Origin of the sequence: Pseudomonas sp. FSL R10-0056, from assembly GCF_009600105.1 — a bacterium.
Classification (GTDB): Bacteria; Pseudomonadota; Gammaproteobacteria; order Pseudomonadales; family Pseudomonadaceae; genus Aquipseudomonas; species Aquipseudomonas bubulae.
On the sequence record NZ_WIWL01000215.1, the window covers coordinates 48,720 to 74,671 of the forward strand.

22 protein-coding genes and 1 pseudogene are annotated in these 25,952 nt (G+C 57.9%); 10 read left to right on the forward strand and 13 right to left on the reverse strand.

Going from position 1 to position 25,952, the window contains the following annotated elements:
• Window positions 1-20: 20 nt before the first annotated feature.
• The gene (gene secA / locus GHO42_RS20985; protein ID WP_095001790.1) at window positions 21-2,774 is read right to left on the reverse strand and encodes a preprotein translocase subunit SecA; all 2,754 of its coding nucleotides are present in this window, start codon (window positions 2,772-2,774) and stop codon (window positions 21-23) included.
• A gap of 307 nt (window positions 2,775-3,081) precedes the next feature.
• Here secA and GHO42_RS20990 point away from each other — a divergent pair, with 307 nt between their 5' ends.
• Window positions 3,082-3,540, forward strand: coding sequence for a DUF721 domain-containing protein (locus GHO42_RS20990; RefSeq protein ID WP_095001791.1), 459 nt, complete (start codon window positions 3,082-3,084; stop codon window positions 3,538-3,540).
• Window positions 3,541-3,604: 64 nt separating this feature from the next.
• Here the strand turns inward: GHO42_RS20990 and GHO42_RS20995 are convergent, their stop codons facing one another.
• Entirely contained in the window at window positions 3,605-5,089 is a 1,485-nt protein-coding gene (locus GHO42_RS20995; RefSeq protein ID WP_095022951.1) for a helicase HerA-like domain-containing protein, read from the reverse strand.
• Window positions 5,090-5,284: 195 nt separating this feature from the next.
• Here GHO42_RS20995 and GHO42_RS26495 point away from each other — a divergent pair.
• Window positions 5,285-6,319 (forward strand): annotated as a pseudogene (locus tag GHO42_RS26495) (cache domain-containing protein); the annotation flags it as partial.
• A gap of 90 nt (window positions 6,320-6,409) precedes the next feature.
• Window positions 6,410-7,174: a methyl-accepting chemotaxis protein gene (locus GHO42_RS26500; RefSeq protein WP_371926147.1), complete on the forward strand. Its 765-nt coding sequence runs from the start codon at window positions 6,410-6,412 to the stop codon at window positions 7,172-7,174.
• Here GHO42_RS26500 and GHO42_RS21005 read toward each other — a convergent pair.
• Both GHO42_RS21005 and purU read right to left on the reverse strand, forming a co-directional pair.
• Window positions 7,171-7,350 (reverse strand): hypothetical protein, encoded by a 180-nt coding sequence (locus GHO42_RS21005; RefSeq protein ID WP_095001794.1) that lies wholly within the window; start codon window positions 7,348-7,350, stop codon window positions 7,171-7,173. The two genes, GHO42_RS26500 and GHO42_RS21005, sit on opposite strands and share 4 nt — an antisense overlap.
• 52 nt (window positions 7,351-7,402) lie before the next feature.
• Complete coding sequence (gene purU / locus GHO42_RS21010; RefSeq protein WP_095001795.1) at window positions 7,403-8,251, reverse strand: formyltetrahydrofolate deformylase; 849 nt, start codon at window positions 8,249-8,251, stop codon at window positions 7,403-7,405.
• Window positions 8,252-8,600: 349 nt separating this feature from the next.
• Here purU and mvaT point away from each other — a divergent pair, with 349 nt between their 5' ends.
• A complete protein-coding gene (mvaT, locus tag GHO42_RS21015; RefSeq protein WP_048363549.1) occupies window positions 8,601-8,978 on the forward strand; it encodes a histone-like nucleoid-structuring protein MvaT in 378 nt (125 codons plus the stop codon).
• 76 nt (window positions 8,979-9,054) lie between these two features.
• Here mvaT and sbcB read toward each other — a convergent pair whose 3' ends face one another.
• The 3 genes from sbcB to GHO42_RS21030 form a co-directional block, all read right to left on the reverse strand.
• The gene (sbcB, locus tag GHO42_RS21020; protein ID WP_178126946.1) at window positions 9,055-10,506 is read right to left on the reverse strand and encodes an exodeoxyribonuclease I; all 1,452 of its coding nucleotides are present in this window, start codon (window positions 10,504-10,506) and stop codon (window positions 9,055-9,057) included.
• A 67-nt stretch (window positions 10,507-10,573) separates the two neighbouring features.
• On the reverse strand, window positions 10,574-10,933 hold the full coding sequence (locus tag GHO42_RS21025) for a PilZ domain-containing protein (protein ID WP_095001797.1): 360 nt from the start codon (window positions 10,931-10,933) through the stop codon (window positions 10,574-10,576).
• Between the two features lie 239 nt (window positions 10,934-11,172).
• Complete coding sequence (locus tag GHO42_RS21030) at window positions 11,173-11,553, reverse strand: tol-pal system YbgF family protein (RefSeq protein ID WP_095001798.1); 381 nt, start codon at window positions 11,551-11,553, stop codon at window positions 11,173-11,175.
• Window positions 11,554-11,715: 162 nt separating this feature from the next.
• Here GHO42_RS21030 and pyk point away from each other — a divergent pair, with 162 nt between their 5' ends.
• Complete coding sequence (gene pyk, locus GHO42_RS21035; RefSeq protein ID WP_088377893.1) at window positions 11,716-13,167, forward strand: pyruvate kinase; 1,452 nt, start codon at window positions 11,716-11,718, stop codon at window positions 13,165-13,167.
• Window positions 13,168-13,227: 60 nt separating this feature from the next.
• Here the strand turns inward: pyk and GHO42_RS21040 are convergent, their stop codons facing one another.
• The gene (locus tag GHO42_RS21040; protein ID WP_095021324.1) at window positions 13,228-14,163 is read right to left on the reverse strand and encodes an iron-sulfur-binding ferredoxin reductase; all 936 of its coding nucleotides are present in this window, start codon (window positions 14,161-14,163) and stop codon (window positions 13,228-13,230) included.
• Window positions 14,164-14,513: 350 nt separating this feature from the next.
• Between GHO42_RS21040 and GHO42_RS21045 the strand changes: the two genes are divergently transcribed.
• Window positions 14,514-16,037 carry a fumarate hydratase gene (locus GHO42_RS21045; protein WP_095001801.1) on the forward strand — a complete coding sequence of 508 codons (1,524 nt, stop codon included), beginning with the start codon at window positions 14,514-14,516 and terminating at the stop codon, window positions 16,035-16,037.
• A gap of 120 nt (window positions 16,038-16,157) precedes the next feature.
• Here GHO42_RS21045 and yiaY read toward each other — a convergent pair whose 3' ends face one another.
• The gene (gene yiaY / locus GHO42_RS21050; protein ID WP_095001802.1) at window positions 16,158-17,306 is read right to left on the reverse strand and encodes an L-threonine dehydrogenase; all 1,149 of its coding nucleotides are present in this window, start codon (window positions 17,304-17,306) and stop codon (window positions 16,158-16,160) included.
• Between the two features lie 137 nt (window positions 17,307-17,443).
• Between yiaY and GHO42_RS21055 the strand changes: the two genes are divergently transcribed.
• The gene (locus tag GHO42_RS21055) at window positions 17,444-18,469 is read left to right on the forward strand and encodes a DUF4917 family protein (RefSeq protein WP_095019258.1); all 1,026 of its coding nucleotides are present in this window, start codon (window positions 17,444-17,446) and stop codon (window positions 18,467-18,469) included.
• 154 nt (window positions 18,470-18,623) lie between these two features.
• Here GHO42_RS21055 and GHO42_RS21060 read toward each other — a convergent pair whose 3' ends face one another.
• Window positions 18,624-18,956 carry a YegP family protein gene (locus GHO42_RS21060; protein ID WP_095001804.1) on the reverse strand — a complete coding sequence of 111 codons (333 nt, stop codon included), beginning with the start codon at window positions 18,954-18,956 and terminating at the stop codon, window positions 18,624-18,626.
• A 172-nt stretch (window positions 18,957-19,128) separates the two neighbouring features.
• Here GHO42_RS21060 and GHO42_RS21065 point away from each other — a divergent pair, with 172 nt between their 5' ends.
• The 3 genes from GHO42_RS21065 to GHO42_RS21075 all read left to right on the forward strand — a co-directional run bounded on the left by GHO42_RS21065 (window position 19,129) and on the right by GHO42_RS21075 (window position 23,273).
• Window positions 19,129-19,668, forward strand: a complete 540-nt coding sequence (locus GHO42_RS21065) for an RNA polymerase sigma factor (RefSeq protein ID WP_153326800.1) — start codon at window positions 19,129-19,131, stop codon at window positions 19,666-19,668.
• Window positions 19,665-20,606 carry a FecR family protein gene (locus GHO42_RS21070; RefSeq protein ID WP_153326802.1) on the forward strand — a complete coding sequence of 314 codons (942 nt, stop codon included), beginning with the start codon at window positions 19,665-19,667 and terminating at the stop codon, window positions 20,604-20,606. Before GHO42_RS21065 ends, GHO42_RS21070 begins: the two co-directional genes overlap by 4 nt.
• 120 nt (window positions 20,607-20,726) lie before the next feature.
• Window positions 20,727-23,273 (forward strand): TonB-dependent receptor, encoded by a 2,547-nt coding sequence (locus GHO42_RS21075; RefSeq protein ID WP_095001807.1) that lies wholly within the window; start codon window positions 20,727-20,729, stop codon window positions 23,271-23,273.
• 138 nt (window positions 23,274-23,411) lie between these two features.
• Here the strand turns inward: GHO42_RS21075 and GHO42_RS21080 are convergent, their stop codons facing one another.
• From GHO42_RS21080 to GHO42_RS21090, 3 genes are all read right to left on the reverse strand, one after another.
• A complete protein-coding gene (locus GHO42_RS21080; protein ID WP_095026575.1) occupies window positions 23,412-23,732 on the reverse strand; it encodes a ribbon-helix-helix domain-containing protein in 321 nt (106 codons plus the stop codon).
• Window positions 23,733-23,747: 15 nt separating this feature from the next.
• Window positions 23,748-24,329, reverse strand: coding sequence for a DJ-1/PfpI family protein (locus GHO42_RS21085; RefSeq protein ID WP_153326804.1), 582 nt, complete (start codon window positions 24,327-24,329; stop codon window positions 23,748-23,750).
• A gap of 115 nt (window positions 24,330-24,444) precedes the next feature.
• Window positions 24,445-25,662, reverse strand: a complete 1,218-nt coding sequence (locus GHO42_RS21090; protein ID WP_095038648.1) for an SAM-dependent methyltransferase — start codon at window positions 25,660-25,662, stop codon at window positions 24,445-24,447.
• Between the last annotated feature and the right edge of the window lie 290 nt (window positions 25,663-25,952).

Sequence of the window (25,952 nt, forward strand, 5' to 3'; positions counted from 1 at the left end):
TTCAGCAGGTGAAGCGGGCTTTAGTTGATTTGCCCGTGACAGTGCTTGTATTTCTTGCCCGAGCCGCAGTGGCACAGCTCGTTGCGACCCAGCTTCTGCTCGCTACGAACAGGCTCGGTTGCCGCCACAACATCTTCGACGTCAGCACCTTGCAGCACCTGGGCCATTGCCTCCGGCTGGTCAAGGCCCGGCGCTTCAGCATGCTGGAACTGCATGCGCGAAGCCAGGTCTTCAGCTTCCTGGCGCAGGCGCGCCTCCTCTTCGACCGGGTCTTCACGACGAACCTGTACGTGGGACAACACACGGATCGAGTCGCGTTTGATCGAATCAAGCAGCTCGGAGAACAGGTTGAACGACTCGCGCTTGTACTCCTGCTTCGGGTTCTTCTGCGCATAACCGCGCAAGTGGATACCGTGGCGCAGGTGGTCCATGGTCGACAGGTGGTCTTTCCACAGGTCATCCAGAACGCGCAGCACAATCTGCTTCTCGAACGTGCGCAGTGCTTCAGCACCGGCCTGCTCTTCTTTCTCGTTGTAAGCTGCAATCAATTCAGCCAGCAGCTTCTCACGCAGGGTTTCTTCGTACAGGTGATCATCTTCGTCGAGCCATTGCTGGATCGGCAGTTTCACCCCGAAGCCGCTTTCGATGGCCGCTTCCAGACCTTTGACGTCCCACTGTTCCGGCAACGATTGTGGCGGAATATGAGCGCTTACGGTGCTGTCCAGTACATCCTTGCGGAAGTCGGCGATGGTCTCACCGATGTTGTCGGCTGCCAGCAACGTGTTACGCATGTGATAAATCACTTTACGCTGTTCGTTGTTGACGTCATCGAACTCCAGCAATTGCTTGCGGATATCGAAGTTGCGACCTTCAACCTTGCGCTGGGCCTTCTCGATCGCGTTGGTCACCATGCGGTGCTCAATCGCTTCGCCGGACTGCATGCCCAGGGCCTTCATGAAGTTCTTCACCCGATCAGAGGCGAAGATACGCATCAGGCTGTCTTCCAGCGACAGGTAGAAACGGCTGGAACCGGTGTCACCCTGACGGCCGGCACGGCCACGCAGCTGGTTGTCGATACGGCGCGATTCGTGACGCTCGGAAGCGATCACATGCAGGCCACCCGACTCCAGCACCTGCTGGTGACGTTTTTGCCAGTCGGCCTTGATCTGCGCGATCTGCTCAGGTGTCGGGTTTTCCAGGGAGGCTACTTCCACTTCCCAGTTGCCGCCCAACAGGATGTCGGTACCACGACCGGCCATGTTGGTTGCAATGGTCAACGCGCCCGGACGACCGGCCTGTGCAATGATTTCTGCTTCTTTTTCGTGGAACTTGGCGTTCAGAACCTTGTGCTCGATGCCTTCCTTCTTCAGAAGGTTGGACATGTGCTCGGAGGTTTCGATGGTTGCCGTACCCACCAGCACCGGACGACCCTTGGCCATGCAGTCCTTGATGTCGGCCACGATTGCCGCGTACTTCTCGTCCGCGGTGAGGAACACCAGGTCGTTGTAGTCTTTACGCGCCAGCGGCTTGTTCGGCGGGATGACCATTACCGACAGACCGTAGATCTGGTGGAATTCAAACGCTTCGGTGTCTGCTGTACCGGTCATGCCCGACAGCTTGTTGTACAGGCGGAAGTAGTTCTGGAAGGTGGTCGAGGCCAGGGTCTGGCTCTCTGCCTGGATATTCAGGCCTTCCTTCGCTTCGATCGCCTGGTGCAGGCCTTCGGACAGACGACGACCCGGCATGGTACGCCCAGTGTGTTCGTCGACCAGCAATACCTGACCGTCTTCAACGATGTATTCAACGTTGCGATGGAACAGCTTGTGGGCGCGCAGTGCAGCGTACACGTGGGTCAACAGGCCCAGGTTGTGCGCCGAGTACAGGCTTTCGCCTTCGGCGAGCAGGCCGATCTGGGTCAGCATGTCTTCAACGAACTGGTGACCGGCTTCGTTCAGCTCAACCTGGCGGGTCTTTTCATCGATGGTGAAATGGCCAGCCTTGGTGACTTCGCCTTCCACTTCCTCGATGTGTTGCTCAAGGCGAGGGATCAGCTTGTTGATTTCAATGTACAGCTTGGAGCTGTCTTCAGCCTGACCGGAGATGATCAGCGGAGTACGGGCTTCATCGATAAGGATGGAGTCGACTTCGTCGATTACGGCGAAATTAAGCTCGCGCTGGAATTTTTCTTCCATGCTGAAAGCCATGTTGTCACGCAGGTAATCGAAACCGAACTCGTTGTTGGTGCCGTAAGTGATATCGGCAGCATAGGCTTCGCGCTTTTCCTGAGGTGGCTGGAACGGTGTCACGACACCGACCGTAAGGCCCAGGAACTCGTAGAGCGGGCGCATCCAGTTGGCATCCCGGCGAGCCAGGTAGTCGTTCACGGTTACCACGTGAACGCCCTTGCCCGACAATGCGTTGAGGTAAACGCCCAGGGTTGCTACCAAGGTCTTGCCTTCACCCGTACGCATTTCTGCGATCATGCCTTCATGCAAGGTCATGCCGCCGATCAGCTGTACATCGAAGTGACGCATGCCCATGACACGCTTGCCGGCTTCACGGCAGACCGCAAAGGCTTCTGGCAGCAGTTGGTCGAGGGTCTCACCTTTGGCTATGCGGGCCTTGAACTCTTCGGTCTTGGCGCGCAATTGCTCATCGGTCAGGGCAACCATCTGCTCTTCGAAGGAATTGACGACCTGTACTGTCTTGAGCATGCGTTTAACTTCGCGCTCGTTCTTGCTTCCAAAAAGTTTCTTTAACAAAGGCGCAAACATATCGGCAGGATCTTCCACACATAGGGATGGAGGGCGGCCCCGAGAGTCGCCCGAGCAGCCCTGATGGCCGCATGCGAACGAGCATTCTACCCGGAAACGGCGGTGAGGAAAGTGGCGTTATTCCACGATACTGGTACTGCGTTGTGAAGGGGCCTCCCTAAAATAAGGGCTTTTTGCTGAACTTCAACCCGTTTGCACAAGAAGTTACTCATTGATTTCATAAATAAATTCAGATTTACCTTAGCCCGGACCAGTGAGAGGCAGGCATCTGCTAAGATTGCAGCTCTGTTTTATCAGGTGTTTGAACATGGCATTTCGCCCACATCCAGCACGGGCACCCTCCGTCCTGCTCCGCGAGGCCAAGCCCCTAAAAGCTATTTTCGGCCATGCCAAGCGCCTGGCACACCTGCAACGCCTGCTTGAAAGCCAGCTTCAGCCCGCCGCGAGGGAGCATTGTCACGTTGCCTCATGGCGTGAAGGGAGTTTGTTGCTGATCGTGACCGACGGCCATTGGGCCACTCGCCTGCGCTATCAGCAAAAGCGCCTGCTGCGCCAACTGCAGGCATTCGACGAGTTCGCCAGCCTGACCCGCATTTTGTTCAAGGTGCAGCCGCCCACGGTACAGGCCAAGGTCGCGGGGCATACGCTGGATTTGTCCGTCGATGCCGCCCAGACCATCCAGGCAACGGCCGATGGCATTACCGACCCGGCCTTGCGCGCGGCCCTTGAACGCCTGGCCAGCCACGCGCGGCCAAAACCCGACTGATCCTCCTGATCAAGCCCCATTGTGGGAGCGAGCCTGCTCGCTCCCACAGTTGCAGTCTTGTTATTTATTTGCGCTTGCTGTTACCCAGTAACGACCCCAACAGCCCGCGCACCAGCTGACGGCCCATCTGACCCGCCGCCTGACGCGCCATCGACTGCAAGGCCTTGCCTGCTGTCGTGCCCAAAAAGTCTCCCGCCTGATCAAGAAACCCCGGCTCGTGCTGTGCAGCCTGTGTCTGCGCCTGATCTTGCGGCGCCACGCCTTTGCGGGCCATGAGGATTTCATAAGCCGACTCTCGATCAACGGGCTTGTCATAACGCCCCTGCAGCGCTGAACGGCTGATCAATGCAGCCCTTTCGGCCTCCGTCAGCGGGCCTATACGCGATTGCGGTGGCGCAATCAGCACCCGCTGAACCATCGCCGGCGTGCCTTTTTCCTCAAGCATGCCCACCAGAGCCTCCCCCGTGCCCAGCTCCGTCAGTACGGCCAGCGCGCTGAATGCCGGATTGGGGCGAAAGCCGTCTGCCACAGCTTTCAGGGATTTCTGCTCTTTGGCCGTAAAGGCCCGCAGCCCGTGCTGGATACGCAACCCCAACTGTGCCAGCACCGTATCGGGCAAGTCCGCCGGTGATTGAGTGACGAAATACACCCCTACACCCTTGGAACGAATCAACCTGACCACTTGTTCCAGCCGGTCCTGCAATGCTTTTGGCGTACCGGCAAACAACAGATGCGCTTCGTCGAAAAACAGCGCCAGTAAGGGCTTGTCTGCATCGCCGCGCTCGGGCAACTGTTCGAAAAGCTCCGCCAGCAACCACAACAGGAACGTTGCGTAGACCTTGGGCGCTTCATGCACCAGGCGGCTGGCATCGAGCAGATGGATCTGCCCGCGCCCGTCGCTGGCGGGCTGCAAAATATCGTCGAGCTGCAGTGCCGGCTCACCAAACAGGGCTTCTGCACCCTGCTGCTCAAGGGTTGCCAGACGGCGCAACAACGCCTGGCTGGAGCCCGTGGTCATCAGGGCCGCGTCATCGCCAAGCACTTGTGGGTTGTCACGCAGGTGATTGAGCAGTGCCTTGAGGTCTTTAAGGTCAAGCAGCAACAACCCTTCCCGATCCGCCACCTTGAAGGCGGCATAGAGGGCCGACTGCTGGCTGTCGGTCAGCTCCAGCAGGCTGCCCAGCAGCAACGGCCCCATGTCACTCAGGGTCGTGCGCAATGGGTGACCCGTCTTGCCCTGGATATCCCACAAAGTAACCGGATAGGCCTTGGGCTGGTAATTGAGCCAGGGCATTCCCGCGATCCGTTCGGCAATCTTGCCCTGGGGATTGCCGGCCGCACCCAGGCCGCACAAGTCACCCTTGATGTCGGCGGCGAAGACGGCCACCCCGGCATCACTGAACTGTTCAGCCAGCCGCTGAAGCGTAACGGTTTTACCCGTGCCCGTGGCTCCCGCCACTAAACCGTGGCGATTGGCCAGGCGCAAGGACTGCGCGATGGGCTGAGCCGAAAGGTCAGCGCCGATTACTAGAGCAGAAGAGTCAGGCATTTTGCCACCTTTGATTAATCTTTAGCGATCGCGGGTCGATACACACTGAATGCTAGACCACATAAAACCGGATTTAGCGTGGTAAAGCGGCTTGATCAACAGCCAACTTGCCCTGTTCAGGCAGTGCTGTGTAGAGCGCGCGTTTTACCAGAGTGTATGTCGCACACTTTTAGACCTTAGCGGACCCTTCAAGCCATGAATAAAAACCTGCGTTTCAGTCATAAAATCCTGCTTGCCGCGTCCCTGATCGTAATAGCCGCCTTTTCGCTATTTACGCTGTATAACGACTACTTGCAACGCAACGCCATCCGCAACAACCTGGACAACTACCTGCACGAGATGGGCAGTGTCACGGCCAATAACATTCAGACCTGGCTCGGTGGCCGGATCCTGCTGGCGCAAAACCTCGCTGAATCCATCGCCCTGACACCAGAGCCCGCCCAGGTGGCCAGCCTGCTGGAACAAAAAACCCTGAGCAGTACCTTTATGTCGGTTTATTTTGGTGACAGCCAAGGCGGATTTACCATTCGCCCTGACAGCAAGATGCCTGACGGCTACGATCCGCGCACCCGGCCCTGGTACAAGGATGCGTTCAACAGCAGCAGCTCCAGCCTGACCAAACCCTATATAGATGCTGCCACCGGACAGATGGTCATTACCATCGCGGCCCCGGTAAAAAAGGGCTCTCAAACCCTGGGTGTGGTCGGCGCCGACATGACCCTGCAAGCCATCACCGACAGCATCAACGCGCTGAATTTCAACGGCATGGGTTACGCCTTTCTGATCAATGCCGACGGCGAAATCCTGGTGCACCCGGACAAGAGCCTGGCCACCAGGAACCTGAAGGACATCTATCCGCTGGACACTCCCGCGATCACCACTGCGTTCAGCGAGATCCAGGCCAATGGCAAAACCCGGATCGTAAGCTTCACCCCGATCAAAGGGCTGGGCTCAGCCAACTGGTACATCGGCCTGTCGGTTGACAAGCAGCAGGCTTTCGCAGCGCTCAGTGAGTTCCGTACGTCGGCAATTATTGCCACGGTTATCGCCGTGGTTTCGATCATCGCCCTGCTCGGCCTGTTGATTCGCCTGCTGATGCAACCGCTGCACGTGATGACCCGCGCCATGCAGAATATTGCCGAAGGCGAAGGCGACCTGACGCGCCGCCTGGTGGTGGAGTCCCAGGATGAATTCGGTACCCTGGGCAGCGCATTCAACCGTTTTGTCGAGCGCATTCACGCTTCCATCAGCGAAGTGGCCTCGGCCACCGGCCAGGTCAACGAGGTGGTCCTGCGGGTTGTCAGCGCTTCCAACTCATCGATGCTCAACTCTGACGAACAGGCCAGCCGCACCAGTAGCGTCGCCGCTGCTATCAACGAACTGGGCGCCGCCGCACAGGAGATCGCCCGCAACGCCGCCCAGGCCTCGCACCAGGCCAGCGATGCACGCAGCCTTGCCGAGGAAGGCCAGGAAGTGGTCGAACGCAGCATCAGCTCGATGCAGAAGCTGTCGCAAATGCTTGGCACTTCCAGCGGTCATATCGAGTCGCTTAACGACAAGACGGTGAATATCGGTCAAATCCTGGAGGTGATTACCAGCATTTCCCAGCAAACCAACCTGCTGGCCCTTAACGCCGCCATTGAAGCAGCTCGTGCTGGCGAAGCCGGGCGTGGCTTTGCCGTGGTCGCCGATGAAGTGCGCAACCTGGCACACCGCACCCAGGAATCGGCGCAGCAAGTGCAGAAAATGATCGAAGAATTGCAGATCAGTGCCCGAGGCTCAGTGAGCACCATGGAAGAAAGCCAGCGTCACAGCCAGGACAGCGTGGAAATCGCCAACCGCGCGGGCGAGCGCCTGATCAGCGTGACCGTACGCATTGGTGAAATCGACGGCATGAACCAGTCTGTCGCCACGGCAACCGAGGAACAAACCTCGGTGGTCGAGTCGATCAATATGGACATTACCGAGATCAATACGCTGAATCAGGAAGGCGTCGAAAACCTTCAATCAACCCTTCGCGCGTGTTCCGATCTGGAACAGCAGGCTGCCCGCCTGAAGCATCTGGTGGGCAGTTTCAGGATTTAGGCTTCAGGCACACGCTGCATGCCTGCAGCGTCTAGCTCCTGCGCCCAAAGCTCGGCGGCACCGGGGAAGTCGGTGCCGTCCTCGGGGCTGAGGGCATCCGGGTCATAGCGACTCAGACAGCCCTCACCCAAGGTCGGTGGAGCACTGGATGTCGCCTTGTCGAGTGGATCGCTCATCACATCCTCCGCCGGCAATCCTTCGCGAGCAGGCTCGCTCCCACGGTGTCGATCAGAACACTACAGTCTTGTTGCCATGCACCAGCACGCGATCTTCAAGGTGATAACGCAAGCCACGGGCCAGTACCATTTTCTCGACATCACGGCCGAAACGCACCATATCCTCAATGCTGTCACTGTGGCTGACACGTACCACGTCCTGCTCGATGATAGGACCGGCATCCAGCTCTTCAGTCACATAATGGCAGGTTGCACCGATCAGCTTCACGCCCCGCATCGAGGCCTGGTGATAAGGCTTGGCGCCGACAAACGACGGCAGGAAGCTGTGGTGGATATTGATGACCTGGCCGGCATATTCGCTGCACAGGTCAGGTGGCAGGATTTGCATGTAACGGGCCAGTACCACCACTTCGGCAGCATGGTGCTTGACCAGACGCGAGACTTCGGCGAAAGCCGGCTCCTTGTTCTTCGGGTCAACCGGTACGTGATAGAACGGGATGCCATGCCACTCGACCATGCTGCGCAGGTCGTCGTGATTGGAGATCACGCAGGAAATATCGCAGTCCAGTTCATCGCTGTGCCAGCGGTGCAGCAGATCTGCCAGGCAGTGGGATTCGCGGCTCGCCATCAATACCACGCGTTTTTTCTGCGCCGTATCGGTAATGCGCCACTCCATCGAGAACTCTTCGGCGATCGGGGCAAATGCCTCACGAAACGCCTCCAGCCCGAACGGCAGGGAATCGGCACGAATCTCGTGACGCATAAAGAACCAACCGCTCTGGTCGTCCGAGTGGTGGCTTGCTTCAGTGATCCAGCCATTGTGGGAGGCAAGGAAATTGCTGACCTTGGCGACAATGCCGACGCCGTCGGGGCACGCAATCACCAACCGAAAAGTGCGCATGAGGGGAAAACTCCAAAAACTTTACTAAGGCCGCCATTCTAGCGAGTGCGCAGCAAAACTGCAGTATTCGTTACAGCTCGGCACCTGCGCCATCGGGTCGCGCACCAAAGGTGCCACACCAGCATCGACGTGGCCTGCACTGCAATGGACGGACACTTGCCGATGTTATTGATCGTCCATATTAACCTCACTGTAGCGCGGTGTATTTAATAGCGCGCATATTCCCGAGGGCAAAGTTAATGAATAAAATTTTAAATTAAATAGCCCTTTCATGTTTACTTGCAGTAACTGTCTGACTACTATTGCGCCACTGTCTCCCTGACATCCTTTTCAACATAAGGTTATCCTCATGTCCTTGATCAACGAATATCGTGCAACCGAAGAAGCCATCAAAGAACTGCAAGCCCGCCTGAAGAACCTGTCCGAAGACGACAAACTTCAAACCGAGCTGGAATTTGAAGGCAAACTGCGCACGCTGATGGGCGAATACCAAAAATCGCTACGCGATATCATCGCTCTGCTGGATCCGGAATCCAAAGTTAGCAAAGCACCTCGCGGCGTTGTTAAAACCACCGGCACCAAACGTGCCCGTAAGGTTAAACAATACAAAAACCCACACAATGGTGAAGTGATTGAAACCAAAGGTGGCAACCACAAAACTCTGAAAGAGTGGAAAGCCAAGTGGGGCGGCGACGTGGTTGAAGGTTGGGCTACTTTGCTCGACTAAGTGACACCGGGCCCGCAACTATTTTGCGATGCCACTAAAAAACGCCAGCATGCTGGCGTTTTTTAGTGCCTGTGTTTTAGTCAGCACTCTCGGCGGGCGGGTTCAACCCGACACGCCGGCTCAATGCCTGGGCATAGCGCTGCCATTCGCCCAGAAGCTTTAGCTGGGCCGGCGTGGCACTGCGCGACAGCTCATCTGCTGCCTGCATAAAGCTGTCCAGGGTCAAAGGCGCACCCATGGCCGGATCCGACAAACGCTGCTGGCAGAAGATATGCCAACGCTGCTGTTCTTGTTCACTCAGGGTATGTGGAAAGTTTCGGGCGCGGTATCGAAACAATAATTCGGGCAAGCGCTCATCATCAAATGGCCATGTATCTTTGGCCAATTGCTCCGGGTCACTGTGCCTGACCTGCTCACACAGTCGACGGTCTCGATCGCCAATAAACCCGTCATACAATTGCTGCTCCGGATCTTCACTGGGGGTAAAGTCTTCGCGGGCATAAATGGCCGACAACTTTTCCTGCCAAACTTGCTGAGCCTCAACAAGGCTCCGGGCTCGCGCGTGATAGAGGTCCATGTCCAGTTGCAATCGCTGTTGGTCCTGGGCACGCACTACATTCAAGGGGGCGACCACCGGGCAACGATTAACTTGAATCAGCTTTAGCCCAATGGGTAATTGACCGTCGGGTAAATCTTCACGCCGGGTATAGAGCATCTTGCGCAACGCTGCGGCGTCCATCTCCAGTAAAGGCTGAGGGTCTAAGTGCAGGTCGTAGACAATCAGAGCATTACGATTCTTTGGGTGCCAACCCAGCGGCAAGACCACACCGGCATAATGTCTGGCCGCGGAAAAACGCCCCGAGATATGCAGCATGGGCTGCAATAGCCGAATTTGATCAAGCACACGTTGTTTGCTGCGCAACTGGAATAACCAGTCATATAACTTGGGTTGTTTGTCACGAATCAGCCGGGCCAGCGCAATGGTTGCCCGCACATCGGACAACGCATCGTGGGCCTGGCCATGATCAATCCCGTTAGCCGCCGTCAACCGTTCAAGCTTGAGCGTCACCCGCCCCTCTTCCTCTGGCCAGACGATGCCTTCAGGCCGCAGGGCATAGGCTGTTCGCACCACATCAATGAGGTCCCAGCGACTGTTGCCACCCTGCCATTCACGCGCATAAGGGTCGAAGAAGTTTCGGTAGAGACTGTAGCGCGTTACCTCATCATCAAAGCGCAACGAGTTGTAGCCCGCCCCGCAAGTGCCGGGCAGTGCCAGCTGGGCATGGGTGCGAGTCATGAACTCGGCTTCGCCCAGGCCCTTGTCTTCGAGACGAGCGGGCGTGATGCCGGTGATCAGGCAGGCCATGGGATGAGGGAGGATATCGTCGCTTGGCTGACAATAGAGGTTGACCGGCTGATCAATCTCGTTGAGTTCAAGGTCGGTGCGGATGCCGGCCACTTGCACCGCCCGGTCGCAGCGCGGGTTGATACCGGTGGTTTCGTAGTCGTACCAGAAGATAGAGGTCACGGGGTGTTCCTGAGCAGTAGACCCGGACAGTCTAGGCGCTCAAACCCGGGCAAGACCAGCCCCGGGGCTATGCAGAGGCTTGCAGGGGCTGGAAGCTGAAGTAGCGCTGCAAGGCACTGATCAAACCGCTGTACTCGGCGGGTGGCTGATACAGGATAAACCCGGAATCGTAATAATGCGGCGTTAGATCCTCACGGCACCACAGGCAACGCGCTGTCAGGTCGATAAACTGCACTTCCCCATCGGCACCGGGAAGCTTGATCCGAAACTCGAAATTGGCGTCGACCAACATCGGTAACTGGCTGATCAGCATCAACCCGCCATCAGACACATTGCCCAGATAGCCAATAGGCTTGTCCGTGAACCGATTGAACACTTTCAGGAAAAACGTCAGTTGGTGCCGCTGGATAAGCCGTTCGATAACCATGTTCAACTTCACTATAGAGAGGCCATTCAGCATGGCCGCGCTGGCGTCTCGAAACGCCCTGTCCCCCACATCCGGGCCAACAGTCACGTGCAGATCTGCCCGCCATCTTCACCTGAAGCTCGACATATCAAGCAGCGACAGAGCGAGCAATCCGTTTGAGTACCAAGAGAAACAAAAAACAGTCGAACGAATTTGATATTAGCCAACCGGGCACAAATGACCAGTTTAAATTTCGCCCATCATGGAATGCTTACAGGCACTGCCTGGGCAGTAGTGCCGGGGCCCGGGATGAACCTGAGAATGCGCAATGTCTCGATCCGAGCCTTGGCCCGGTAGGCGTACTCGCTCTTGGGAAATTCGTTGATGATGTACTGGTAGGTCTGGGACGCATCCAGGTAAAACTTCGTACGCTCAAGACACAGTCCACGGAGCATAGCTGTTTGTGGCCAAATGTACGGGCGACTACGACTGTCGCGATCAACCTCGGACAACTCAAGCATTACCGTTTCACAATTGCCCCGGTCGTAAGCACGATAGGCATTGTTCAAATGATGGTTCATCGACCAACGGGTACAGCCGGTCGCACTGGCGACCAAGATTAAAACGAGCACGATTCGCATGGGGCATCTCCTGTTCATAACAGTGTATCGACCCCACGGCCAGATTCTTCAGACAACAGACCCGATGCACCACAACTTAAGCAGAAAGTAGTGCAGAGGAACAATGACTACAGCCAAAGACCATAGTAGCCTTTGGCAGCGCTTGAACTCAGGAGTCTTTGCATGTCTGTTCGTCGAACCAAAATTGTTGCCACACTTGGCCCTGCCAGCAATTCACCGGAAATGCTGGAACAGCTGATCCTCGCTGGCCTGGACGTTGCCCGTCTGAACTTTTCCCACGGCACCCCCGACGAGCACAAGGCTCGCGCCAAGCTGGTACGTGACATCGCTGCCAAGCACGGTCGTTTCGTAGCCCTGCTGGGTGACCTGCAAGGCCCGAAAATTCGTATCGCCAAATTTGCCAACAAAAAGATCGAGCTGAAGATCGGTGATCAATTCACCTTCTCCACCAGCCATCCGTTGACCGAAGGCAACCAGCAAGTGGTCGGCATCGACTACCCGGACCTGGTTAAAGACTGCGGCGTCGGCGACGAGCTGCTGCTCGATGACGGCCGTGTGGTCATGCGTGTAGACACTGCCACCGACGACGCCCTGCACTGCACCGTGCTGATCGGCGGCCCACTGTCCGACCACAAAGGCATCAACCGTCGCGGTGGTGGCCTGACCGCACCGGCCCTGACGGAAAAAGACAAGGCCGACATCAAGCTGGCTGCCGAAATGCAAGTCGACTACCTGGCCGTGTCGTTCCCGCGTGACGCTGCCGACATGGAATACGCCCGCCAACTGCGCGACGAAGCCGGCGGTACTGCCTGGCTGGTAGCGAAGATTGAACGCGCCGAAGCCGTAGCCGATGACGAAACCCTCGACGGCCTGATCAAGGCCAGCGACGCGGTGATGGTTGCCCGTGGCGACCTCGGTGTTGAAATCGGCGATGCCGAGCTGGTGGGCATCCAGAAGAAAATCATTCTGCACGCACGTCGCCACAATAAAGCGGTGATCGTGGCAACCCAGATGATGGAGTCGATGATCCAGAACCCGATGCCAACTCGTGCCGAAGTGTCCGACGTTGCCAACGCCGTTCTCGACTACACCGACGCCGTGATGCTCTCGGCTGAAAGTGCTGCCGGCGCCTACCCGCTGGAAGCCGTGCAGGCTATGGCGCGCATCTGTGTCGGCGCTGAAAAGCACCCGACCAGCAAAACGTCCAGCCACCGTATCGGTAAAACCTTCGAAAGCTGCGACCAGAGCATTGCGCTGGCGGCCATGTACACCGCCAACCACTTCCCGGGTGTCAAAGCGATCATCGCCCTGACTGAAAGCGGCTACACCCCGCTGATCATGTCGCGCATCCGCTCCTCGGTGCCGATCTACGCCTACTCCCCGCACCGTGAAACCCAGGCGCGCGCGGCAATGTTCCGTGGCGTCTACACCGTACCGTTCGACCCGGCATCGCTGCCGCCAGAACAGGTCAGCCAGGCTGCCATCGACGAGCTGCTCAAGCGTGGCGTTGTGGAAAAAGGCGACTGGGTCATCCTGACCAAGGGCGACAGCTACCACACCATCGGCGGCACCAACGGCATGAAGATCCTGCATGTCGGCGACAAAATGGTTTAAGCCTGCAAGGTTTGAATCCCAAGCCCCGCCTGAGTGATCAGGCGGGGCTTTTTTGTGCGCCTAGCTGCGGGTCAAAAAGGCATCGGCCAACAGCTGATTACGCGGCAAGCCCGCCAGAAACAAACGTTTGGCAAAGGCATCGACCGTATCCGGGTGACCGCAGACCAAGGCACGGGTCTGGCGCGAGACAACCCCCATCTGTAACAGGTAGTCGGGCAACTGAGGGCGTTCAAGGTACTCGACCACAAACCCTGGACAAGCCGCCGACAGGGCCAGCAGTTCGCTCTGGAGGTAATGCTCAGCCTTGTCGCGGGCCACATGCACCAGCCGTATCGGGCCTTGATGATCCTGACGCAAGGCCTCGCGCAATACGCCATACAAAGGCCCCAGGCCGGTACCGGATGCCAGCAGCCAGAGCGGTTGCTCCTGCCAGTCCGGATCATAACGCAGTGCGCCGCCGCGCAACTCGCCCAGCCGTACAACGTCACCGACCTTGAACTGGCGGGCCGCGTCGACAAACTCACCGGGGTGCGCACAATCGAGGTGAAACTCCAGAAAGCGGTCTTCTTCGGGCAGGCTGGCCAACGAATACGGCCGCGCCACATCGCCGGCCCACAGCACCAGATGCTGGCCTGCGCGATAACGCAAAGCCCGCTGCGGCGTGAGGCGCAAGCGCAACACCGTCGGACTGAGCCAGTCGAGCCCTGCCACTTGGGCCGGCACACCGTCGCGCAGCGGGTCAAAGGCTTCAATCTGCAGGTCTTCGACAATCTGACACTGACAGGCAAGGCGCCAGCCCTGCTCATGCTGGTCCCGACTCAATGCCTCGGGCTTGAGATCGGCGGGCTCACCACGCACGCAGCGCACCAGGCAGGCATGGCAACTGCCCGCCCGGCAACTGTAGGGCACCGACACGCCAACCTGATTCAAGGCATCGAGCAGGTTGGTGTTCGGGGCAACTGACCAGTGCTGGTCAGCGACGTGTAACTGGGGCACTGCTGGCCTCCGCAGGGTAAGCCTGTGGGAGCTGGATTGCTCTCGATGCAGGCGGCGCGGTTTTTTTGAATGACCGCGGTGATGCAATCGCGAGCAAGCCCGCTCCCACAGTTGATCTTCATATATTTCGTGGTTTTACAGTTTAACTTATCACCCCTCGTCCACCCCCTACTTTCGTTTGCACCTCTACGGGTGTATCAGTGAGAGTACCGGGTTATACTGCCGCGCCGTTTTTGTACCGGTCATGCGTGTCCGGTATGCCAAGCAAAGATGTTTTCGACAGACCGATGCACCAAGGTCGCAAACACCTTATTGATTGTATGTTCCCGTCTTATAGAGGAGCGCGACCCATGACCGTGATCAAGCAAGACGACCTGATTCAGAGCGTTGCTGACGCCCTGCAATTCATTTCCTACTACCACCCCGTGGACTTCATCCAGGCCATGCACGAAGCCTACCTGCGCGAAGAATCGCCAGCGGCCCGTGACTCGATGGCGCAAATCCTGATCAACTCGCGCATGTGTGCCACCGGCCACCGTCCGATCTGCCAGGACACCGGCATCGTCACCGTATTCGTACGCGTCGGCATGGACGTGCGCTGGGATGGTGCCACCATGGGCCTGGACGACATGATCAACGAAGGCGTGCGTCGCGCTTACAACCTGCCGGAAAACGTCCTGCGTGCTTCGATCCTGGCCGACCCGGCCGGTGCCCGTCGCAACACCAAGGACAACACCCCTGCAGTGATCCACTACTCCATCGTTCCGGGCAACACCGTGGAAGTGGACGTGGCAGCCAAGGGCGGCGGTTCCGAGAACAAGTCGAAAATGGCCATGCTCAACCCGTCCGACTCGATCGTTGACTGGGTGCTCAAGACCGTTCCGACCATGGGCGCGGGCTGGTGCCCACCGGGCATGCTGGGTATCGGCATCGGCGGCACCGCGGAAAAAGCCGCAGTGATGGCCAAGGAAGTGTTGATGGAATCCATCGACATTCACGACCTGATCAAGCGTGGCCCGAGCAACCGTATCGAAGAGATGCGCATCGAGCTGTTCGAGAAGGTCAACCAGCTGGGCATCGGCGCCCAGGGCCTGGGCGGCCTGACTACCGTGCTCGACGTAAAAATCATGGACTACCCGACCCACGCAGCGTCCCTGCCGGTGTGCATGATCCCGAACTGCGCGGCCACCCGTCACGCCCACTTCGTGCTGGACGGCTCCGGCCCGGCAGCCCTCGAAGCGCCACCGCTGGATGCCTACCCGGAAATCGTCTGGGAAGCCGGCCCGTCGGCCCGCCGTGTCAACCTTGACACCCTGACCCCGGAAGACGTGCAGAGCTGGAAGCCGGGCGAGACCGTCCTGCTCAACGGCAAAATGCTCACCGGTCGCGACGCGGCGCACAAGCGCATGGTCGAAATGCTGAACAAGGGTGAAACCTTGCCGGTAGACCTCAAGGGTCGCTTTATCTACTACGTTGGCCCGGTTGATCCGGTGCGTGACGAAGTGGTTGGCCCTGCAGGCCCGACCACCGCTACGCGAATGGACAAGTTCACTCGTCAGATCCTTGATCAGACCGGCTTGCTGGGCATGATCGGCAAGTCCGAGCGCGGCCCTACCGCCATTGAAGCGATCAAGGAACACAAAGCCGTGTATCTGATGGCTGTGGGCGGTGCTGCTTACCTGGTCGCCCAGGCGATCAAAAAGTCCCGTGTAGTGGCCTTTGCCGAACTGGGCATGGAAGCGATCTACGAGTTCGATGTCAAAGACATGCCGGTTACGGTGGCAGTCGACAGTAAAGGCGAGTCGGTGCACATCACCGGCCCGGCGATCTGGCAGAAGAAAATCAGCGACAGCCTGGCTGTAGAAGTGCAATAAGCGCTTTTTAGCCAGAAATAAAAAGGCCGGGTTATTAACCCGGCCTTTTTTATGCCTGTCCAAAAGCCCCCTCACCCTGGCCCTCTCCCGGAGGGAGAGGGTTGGGGTGAGGGCAAGCCGTTAAAACGCGTTACGGAAGATCTCTTCAATCTGCCCCTGATCGGCTTTGCGCGGGTTGGTAAAACCACAGGCATCTTTCAAGGCGTTGGTGGCCAGAATCGGGATGTCATCCAGCTTGGCGCCCAAATCCCGTAGCCCGGCTGGAATCTCAACATCCTTGGCCAGAGTACGAATCGCCGCAATGGCCGCTTGCGCGCCCTCTTCCGGGCTCAAACCGCGCACATCGGCACCCAGTGCATGGGCCACATCGGTCAGGCGGGCTGCACACACACTGGCATTGAACGTCTGCACATGGGGCAACAACACCGCGTTGCATACACCGTGGGGCAAATCATAGAAGCCGCCCAACTGGTGCGCCATCGCATGCACAAAGCCCAGCGAGGCATTGTTGAAGGCCATGCCCGCGAGGAACTGTGCGTAAGCCATATTCTCCCGCGCCGTCAGATTCTTGCCGTCGCTTACCGCCTGACGCAGGTTCTGGCTGATCAGTTCCATCGCCTTGATCGCGCAGGCATCGGTAATGGGGTTGGCCGCCGTGGACACATATGCCTCGATGGCGTGGGTCAACGCGTCCATGCCCGTGGCGGCAGTCAGGCCCTTGGGCATCGCCACCATCAACTCAGGGTCGTTAACCGACAGCAGCGGCGTCACGTTGCGGTCAACAATGGCCATTTTCACATGGCGCTCTTCGTCGGTGATGATACAAAACCGCGTCATCTCACTGGCCGTGCCGGCCGTGGTATTGATCGACACCAGCGGCAACTGCGGCTTGGCCGAGCGATCAACGCCTTCGTAATCACGGATATGCCCGCCATTGGTGGCACACAGCGCTATACCCTTGGCGCAGTCATGGGGCGAGCCGCCACCCAGCGACACAATAAAGTCGCACTGATGCTCCTTGAGCACCTTCAAGCCCGCCTCGACGTTGGCAATGCTCGGGTTCGGCTTGGCGCCGTCGAAAATCACCGAATCAATATCCTGCAACGCGAGCTTCTCGGCGATCAACGTCGCAACCCCCGCCTTGGCCAACCCCGCGTCGGTCACAATCAAGGCCTTGCGAAAACCATAATTGCGAATCGCAGTCATGGCTTCATCCAGGCAACCGTTACCCATAATGTTTACAGCAGGAATAAAGAAAGTGCTGGTCATGTCGAGTCCTCTTCGCGGGTCATTGGCTAATTCGGTCTCCACAGCTTCCTCCAATCACAAAGCAGCAATGTTGATCTGGCTCAACACTTGAGCGTGATAAAGTCCGCTACCGCCCACGCCTTGAGACGATATTTGCGATGACCCCCTTCCAGGAATTTGATGCCCAACTAGAAGACTGGAACCAGTTACGCACCAGCACCCCGTGCAGCGGACTGCTGATTGGCAACGGCGCCAGCATGGCCGTGTGGCATGATTTCTATTACGACTCGCTGTTTGAAAAAGCCAAAAGCGTGGCCGAAAAACCGCTGAGCCAGACCGAACTCAGCGTGTTCGAGGCCCTCGGCACGCGCAATTTCGAACATGTGCTCAGCGCCCTGAAAACCGCAAGCAAGGTCAACAAGGCACTGGCCATCAACTCGGCCTCGCCGCGCAAACGCTACTACGCAATCAAGGAAGCCCTGATCAACTGCACCCAGGACGTGCACATCCCCTGGCGCCTGATGCAGCCCGAAACCCTGGCCTGCTGGAACGAAGAACTGGCGCGCTACGCCACGGTGTACTGCGCCAACTATGACCTGCTGGCACCCTGGGCCGTGATGCACGCACCCAAAGGTTTCAACGACCTGTTCGGTACCCCGCAGGCAACCTTTGAGCCTGCCGCGGCACTGGCCAAAAGCAGGACTACACGTGTGCTGTACCTGCACGGCGCGCTGCACCTGGTGAAAAACCAGGAAGGCAAGGCGCGCAAGCTGGCAGCCAACCAACCCACATTGCTAAGCAACTTTGCGATCAACCACTCCATCAGCGCCCTGGACGACGTACCGCTGTTTGTCAGCGAAACCGGCAGCGAAGACAAGCGAAAATCCATTCGCCAGTCCGATTACCTGTCTTTTTGTCATGAGCAGTTGCTGACCCAGAAAGACGCGCTGTGCATCTTCGGCCACAGCCTGGGTGAGCAGGACCAGCACCTGATCGATGCCTTGCGCCAGGCACCGTTGAAAACCCTGTGCATCTCGATTTACCCGCGCAGCGAAGCCTTTATTCGCTTTCAGAAAAACCACTACACAGCGTTGTTTGCCGACAAGAAGCTTGAACTGCGCTTCTTTGATTCAAAAACCCATCCGTTGGGCGATACCAGGCACTCAGTACCTGTGGAACGGTAAACCTGTAGCCGCTGACGAGCAGCGGCAACAGGAAAAACTGCCACTGTGGGAGCGAGCCTGCTCGCGAAGGTCGTTCGCGAGCAGGCTCGCTCCCACAATAGGGTTTGATCTACAACAGAGTATCTACAGGGTTACAAGAGCACACATTCAGGTATCAAAATTTCTCTTTGATCACCGTGGTCGGGCCATTGTGCTTGACGCTGGCAATGCCCTTGTCCCGCGCGGCCTCCGAGGAGTACAGCTCGCTGGTGCCGATGATCTGGTGATTGGCCGCCTTCAGGTTGAAGTATGGCTTGCCGTCCTTGGCCACTTTCTTCTCGTAGCGCTCATCCAGCGGGCTGTTGACCTGCACCGAGGCGATCCCGCCCTTGGCCGCCGCCAGCGTGGTGTATTGCTCGCTGACCAGAATGGTTTCGGCATTCGCCGCCTTCAGTACAAAACGGAACTGCCCGCTGCTGGTCTTGCTCAACTCATACCAACCCGACATAGCCTTTCTCCCGAAATTAAAGGTTCCTGCACTTATTCAGTAAAGACCCCATGGGCTATTTATCCATTTATCGACCGGAATGAAGGAAACAGGAAATTTCAACGAGACAAATAGCAATGGTTATCGATACCATTCGCAGCTTATTTGCATCGCTGTGTCTATAAGGATCTTCATGTCTGGCCTTAAACCCGATCCGCCCGCGGCCGATCACTTTCGCGAGTTCTATACGCAAATTTTGCACTTTCTGCGCAAGCGTACCGACAACACCAGCGATGCAGCCGACATGACCCAGGATGTTTTCACCCAATGGCTGGGCTATCAGGACCGAGGCAAAATCGAACAGCCCCGGGCGTTTTTGTTCCAGATGGCGCGCAATCTGTTGCGCGATCACTGGCGTCGACAGCAAGTGCGACACGCCGCTCACGGCGAGCACAGTGAAAGTGAGGCCGAGCCCTTGAGCGATGACAGGGATGATCCGATGGTCGCAGCCCTGCGCCTGCAACGCCTTGAACAACTTAAAAGGGTAGTTGCAGAACTCTCGCCCAGGCGTCGAGAAGCCCTTATGCTGCACCGTTTTGAAGGCTTGAGTCAGGCACAGATTGCCGAACGCATGGGGATATCCGTGAGCATGGTTGAAAAGCACATTGCCCAGGCCTTGCTGCACTGCAAGCGACATCTACAGCGGGACAGCGGCAAGGAGCAGACACAATGAGCCCTTTTCACACGGCCGGTGACGACAGCATCGATGAACAGGCCGCCAATTGGTTTGCACGCAACCGCAATACCCGCAACCAAGGCAGCTGCGAACAATTCAACGCCTGGCATGCCAACCCGAGTCATGCCCGGGCCTATACCGAATTTGAATCGTTGTGGGCCGATCTGGGAGAACTTGAACAGATCAACTCGCCGGTCCCCCTCCCTGCCAAGCCCCGGCGCGCACACTTTGCGCTGGCCACTGCTGCCGCCGTGCTCTGCGCCGTCTTTGCACTGAACCTGGGCGCCCCGGTGGCGCTGCATCAACAGCAGGTCAGCACACTGGCCCAAGGCGCCCGCACGATATTGCTACCCGACGGCAGCACCCTGAACGTGAATGCCAACACGCGCCTGAGCCTGGACTTCAGCGCCCACCAGCGTGACATCTATCTGGACCAGGGCCAGCTTTACATCGAGGTCGCGGCCAACAAGGAGCAGCCGTTGGTGGTGCATGCCGGGGAGGCGCGCATACGGGTGGTCGGCACGGGGTTCGATGTACGCCGCAGTTCGCGCCAATTGGTGGTCAGCGTGGCCCACGGCGAGGTTGCGTTCATCCCAGACCCCAGGTCAGCAATGCTGCTGGGTGCACAACAACGCGCCACCTGGGACTACAACAGGGGAGCACTCATAGAACAGACGTTGAGTACGGGCGAAGTGGCGGGCTGGCGCAGCGGCCATCTGTCCTTTCGCAATCGCGAACTGGCCAGCCTGGTGGATGAACTGGACCTCTACCGCCCGGGCCTGATTCAGTTGGCCGACGGCCCGCTGACTGGCTACAAGGTTTCAGGCAACCTGGATGTCAGCGATCCACTGGCACTGGTCAAAGCCCTGCCCGCCCTGATCCCGGTAAAAACCGTGCTGCTGGACAGCGGTAAAATCCGTATCGAACCACGCTAAAAAAACATATGCGAATATTTTCCATTCGCATATGTGGTTTTTTCATTTTGCTGCGTCTTCCTCCGGTCTGCGTTGCTAACGCATGTCTTTTTGGCCTTTGTTGCCACACCGGGGGATTTCATGTTTCGCGCACCACATTGCTTCTCGCATTTGTACACCCGCCCGACACTGCTGGCGGCTTGCCTGGCGATCAGCCTGCAAGCCCACGCGGAGTCGATCCAACTGCAACTGCCAGCACAATCGCTGGCCAGTTCGCTGAGCGAGGTGGCACAGCAGGCAAAAATCCAGCTGCTGTTCGACGAAGCCCTGTTACGCAACGTGAAAGCCCCGGCACTCAGTGGCACCTTCGAGCCACAGGAAGCCATCCAGCGCCTGCTCAAAGACACCGACTTCAGCCTTGTGCAGATCGATCGCACCTACGTCGTGCGGCCCCGGGAGTCCGGCACCACCACCAGCAACAGCCTGGAGCTGGGCGCAGTCAGCGTGGTGGGCAACGGTAGCGAGGTCGACTCCAGCAACGTCGGCAAGTCGACCATGACCCAGGAGCAAATCAACCGCTATCAGGCCAATAACATTCCCAGCCTGCTCGCCACCCTGCCAGGCATCAACCTCGGCGGCTCGCTCAAGCCCGGTGGCCAGACCATCAATATCTGGGGCATGGGAGAAGCCGAAGACGTACAAATGACCGTCGATGGCGCGACCAAAAGCGGCTTTGAACGCTACAAACAGGGCACGATTTTTATCGAACCCGAGCTGATCAAACGCCTGGAAGTCGAAAAAGGCCCCCACGATATCCACACCGGCAATGGCGGTTTTGCCGGTGTTGTGCACATGGAAACCAAGGACGCGACCGACTTGCTCGAAGAGGGCAAGAACACCGGCGCCATGCTCAAATACGGCTACAGCAGCAACGACCATCAACAGGTCTACAGCGGCGCTGTTTACGGTCGCACCGAAGATGGTCGCGCCGACGCCCTGTTTTACTACACCAGACGCGACGGCGACGACATGAAGCTGGCCGGTAAAATGCCCAACCCCGGCAATGTCTACCCGGTTAACCCGCAGCGTCTGCCCAATACGGCCCAGGACCTGGACGGACAACTGCTCAAGCTCAACTTGCACCTCAATGACGAACACAGTGTGGGCATGTCTTACTCGCGCTCGAACAACTATTTGTGGGTGCCCTTCTCGGCCGTCAGTTACCCAGCGCCACCCAGCCAGGCCAACATCGACAAATATGGCTACGACATAGCAGCGCGGCGCTACCTGTCCAACCGCTCGACGATCGACACCACCTGGTCGGCCAAATACAAATACGAACCCCTGGACAACCCGCTGGTGGATCTGGAGGTCAAGTACTCGCACTCCAACACCGAGCAAACCGACAAGCGCGATGCCCAGGCCTTTACCCAGCCCACCAGCGGCGGGCGCAAGATGGAAACCGGCTACACCGATGACATGCTCCAGGTCGAGAACATCAGCCTGTTTGCCAGCGGCCCGCTGGACCATGCAGTGACCACCGGCGTGCAACTTCGCAAGCACCAGCGTGATGTGGACATGTGGATGCCGGGCGGTATCTACGACGTCGAAAAGTACAACTACGGCCACTACCAGCCCAACTTCATGCCCCGGGGCAAGGTCGACACCAACAGCTTCTATATTCAGGACGCCATCACTTGGGGTGACTTCACCCTCACGCCGTCCATGCGCTACGACCACGTACGCAATCGCGGCCAGGAAAACGACGCGCCGTACTATAACCACCCGGAGTTGGGTCACGACTACAGCGACAAAACCTACACCGGCTGGTCGCCTCGCCTGTCGGCCTTCTGGAAAATCACCCCGAAAACCGCCCTGTTCCTGGACTACAGCAAAACCTGGCGTGCCCCGGTGATTGACGAGCAGTACGAAGTACAAGGCGTCGGCAGCCGCACCTCCAGCAGCCTGGGCCTTGATCCGGAGCGCATCACCGGCTGGCGCGGTGGCAACATCACCACCTTCGACCAGATTTTTGGCGACAACGACCACGCCCTGGTGCGTACCACCCTGTTCCGCAACACCGTCGACGACGAGATTTTCAAGGCCACGGGCGTCGGCTGCGCCGCGCAAACCCCTACGGTCAGCATGAGCGATGCGTGCGGGCCCAACATGCCCAATTACCGCAACATTGGCAGCGTGACCATCAAGGGCTTCGAAATTGAGAGCTTCTACGAATCCACCTACGTGTTCGGATCCCTGTCATACGCATGGATGACCGGCAAACACCAAGGCGCCTACACCAACCCTTGGGGTCCCAACGTCTGGGCGCGTGACATACCCGCGCCCAAGTGGATTGCCGTACTGGGTACCAAGATCCCGAGCCTGGATGCCCGGATTGGCTGGAAGGGAGAATTCGTACGCAAGACCGACCGCTTGCCGAGCGACAACTACTACAGCAGCCCGATCAGTGCGCTGGGCGACCGCTACTGGGACCAGTTCCCCAACGACAGCTACAACGTGCAGGGCCTGTTTGCCAACTGGAAGCCGCAGCAGCCGTACCTCAAGGGCACCGAAGTCAACTTCACCCTGGACAACATGTTCAATAAAAACTATCAGCCGATGCTCAGTGGCGAAAACGCCTACAGCCAGGGCCGCAATGCCAAGATCAGCGTGACGCGGTTCTTCTGAGCTGGCTGATCCGGCAAACCCTCTGTGGGAGCGGGCTTGCTCGCGATTCCGCCGGCACGGTGTATCTGGCCGACCGCGCCGACGCCATCGCGGGCAAGCCCGGCTCCCACAGGTGTGTACCGCTCACACCCGCAAGCGCTATTGCGGGAGCGCGCGGCTACTGTGACGTGCTACCACACTCAACTCCGGCGCCTGCACCCGGCGCTGGCTCAAGTAGCGGGTGCAGCTCACGCGCAGGAACGAGGCAAAGTTGACTACTTCGCCGCGATAATCCATCACCTCTTCATAGAGCTTGGCCACCAACTGGTTGGTGGTCATGCCATCTGTTTCGGCGATTTCGCTGAGGATGTCCCAGAACTGGTTTTCCAGGCGCAAAGTGGTGACCACACCGCAAATACGCAACGAGCGCGAACGTGACTCGTAAAGAATCGGGTCGGCTTTTACATACAGTTCACACATGGTCACGCCCTCTGCCTACAAAGTGATTTGGGTACCCAGCAAACCCAGGAATGCCGCCAGCCACGCCGGATGTGCCGGCCACGCAGGGGCTGTGGCCAGGTTGCCTTGCACATGGGCCTTGGTCACATCGATATCGATATAAGTCCCCCCCGCCAGCCGCACTTCCGGTGCACACGCCGGGTAAGCACTGCACTCACGGCCTTCCAGCGTGCCCGCAGCGGCTAGCAGTTGCGCACCATGGCACACTGCTGCAATTGGCTTGGCCGCCTTGTCGAAGTCACGCACTAGCTCCAGCACCTTTTCGTTCAGACGCAGGTATTCCGGCGCACGACCGCCCGGCACCAGCAGTGCGTCGTAATCGCTGGCTTTCACCTTGTCAAAGTCGAAATTCAGGGCAAACAAGTGCCCGGGCTTTTCGCTGTAAGTTTGGTCGCCTTCGAAGTCGTGGATGGCAGTGCGTACGGTCTGGCCTGCGGTTTTTCCCGGGCATACCGCATGAACCTGATGGCCGACCATCAACAGTGCCTGAAACGGCACCATCACTTCATAGTCTTCGACGTAATCGCCAACCAGCATCAGAATTTTTTTCGCTGCCATGGTGCGTGCTCCTGTGGGGTAAGACCTTGGGCCAGTAAGAGTAGCCAAGGTAACCCCTGAGCGCGCGGGCGGGTAATAGCCATGTACTACGTTCCCGCCGGAGCTGCTTACAGGCTTACTTGAGCAAACCGTCTGCCTGAAGCAGGGTTTCGAGGCAGTGTTCCTGAATGTTGTAGAACGCCTTGAGTTCCTGGATTTTCACCAACAACTGCGCCGGATCGGAAGGTCCGGCACGTTTGACCGCGAGGATCATCTTGTTTTTATTGGTATGTTCCAGCGAGATAAACTCGAACACCTTGGTGTCATAGCCGCAGGCTTCGAGGTACAGCGCGCGCAGGCTGTCGGTGACCATTTCGGCCTGCTGGCCCAGGTGCAGGCCGTATTGCAGCATCGGCTTGAGCAGCGCCGGGCTCTGGATTTGCAGGCGGATCTGTTTGTGGCAGCACGGCGAGCACATGATGATTGCCGCCCCGGAGCGAATGCCCATATGAATCGCATAGTCGGTGGCAATATCACAGGCATGCAGGGCGATCATCACATCGATCGGGGTGGGTGCAAAACTGCGCACATCGCCGTGCTGGAAGGTCAGGCCCGGGTGCTCCAGACGCTGGGCGGCGTTATTGCACAGCGTGACCATGTCTTCACGCAGCTCAACCCCGGTCACCAGGCCTTCGGCTTGCAGGCTGTGACGCAGGTAATCGTGAATGGCAAACGTCAGGTAACCCTTGCCCGAACCGAAATCCACCACCTTGACCGGCTGATCGAGCTTGAGCGGTGAGCTGCTCAGGGCGTGGGAAAACACCTCGATAAACTTGTTGATCTGCTTCCACTTGCGCGACATCGCCGGGATCAGTTCTTGCTGCTTGTTGGTCACACCCAGGTCCGCCAGAAACGGCCGGGTCAGATCCAGAAAGCGATTTTTCTCACGATTGTGCTCAGCCGACGGCACTTCGCGCTCTTGCTGGCTTTTGCCTTTGAACAGCGAGCTTTTACCCTTTTTGCTGTATTCAAGCTGCACTTCGTCGGTCAGGGTCAGCAGGTGGGCATTCTTGAACGCTTCGGGCAGCAGGCCGGCAATGATCGCCACGCCTTCGTCCAGCGGGAAATTCTTGGTGATATCGCGGGTTTTATAGCGATATACAAAGGACAGGCAAGGCTGCTCCTTGACTGTTACCTGCTTGATGATCACCCGCTGCAATTCAGCCTCGGGGCCCACGTATTTGGCCAGCACCAGCTTGATAAAGGAATTCTGGGCCAGACCGGTTTCCAGCAGGTTCAAAAATTGCGCACGATGATCCGGCACAGACGCGGCGGTGGTAGCAGTCACTGACATTGAAAAAGGTGCCTCGGGGGTGCAGGAGGGAAAATCAGAAAACGAATGGCAGGTATTTTAGGCGTGTTGGGCGCTCAGGGCACGGGGTAATTTCATACGGGCACGGACAGTGGCGGGTATGCAGACCTTGCCAACAATTATAAATGGTTTGTGATGTGAAAAATAATTGCAGCTCATATGAGTAGAACAGTAAGAATGCCGGCCGACATGTGAAGATCATTAACTTACACAGCACAACATGAACATTTAATAATCTAACCTTTAAAAAACCAACCAAAGTTACCAGCCTA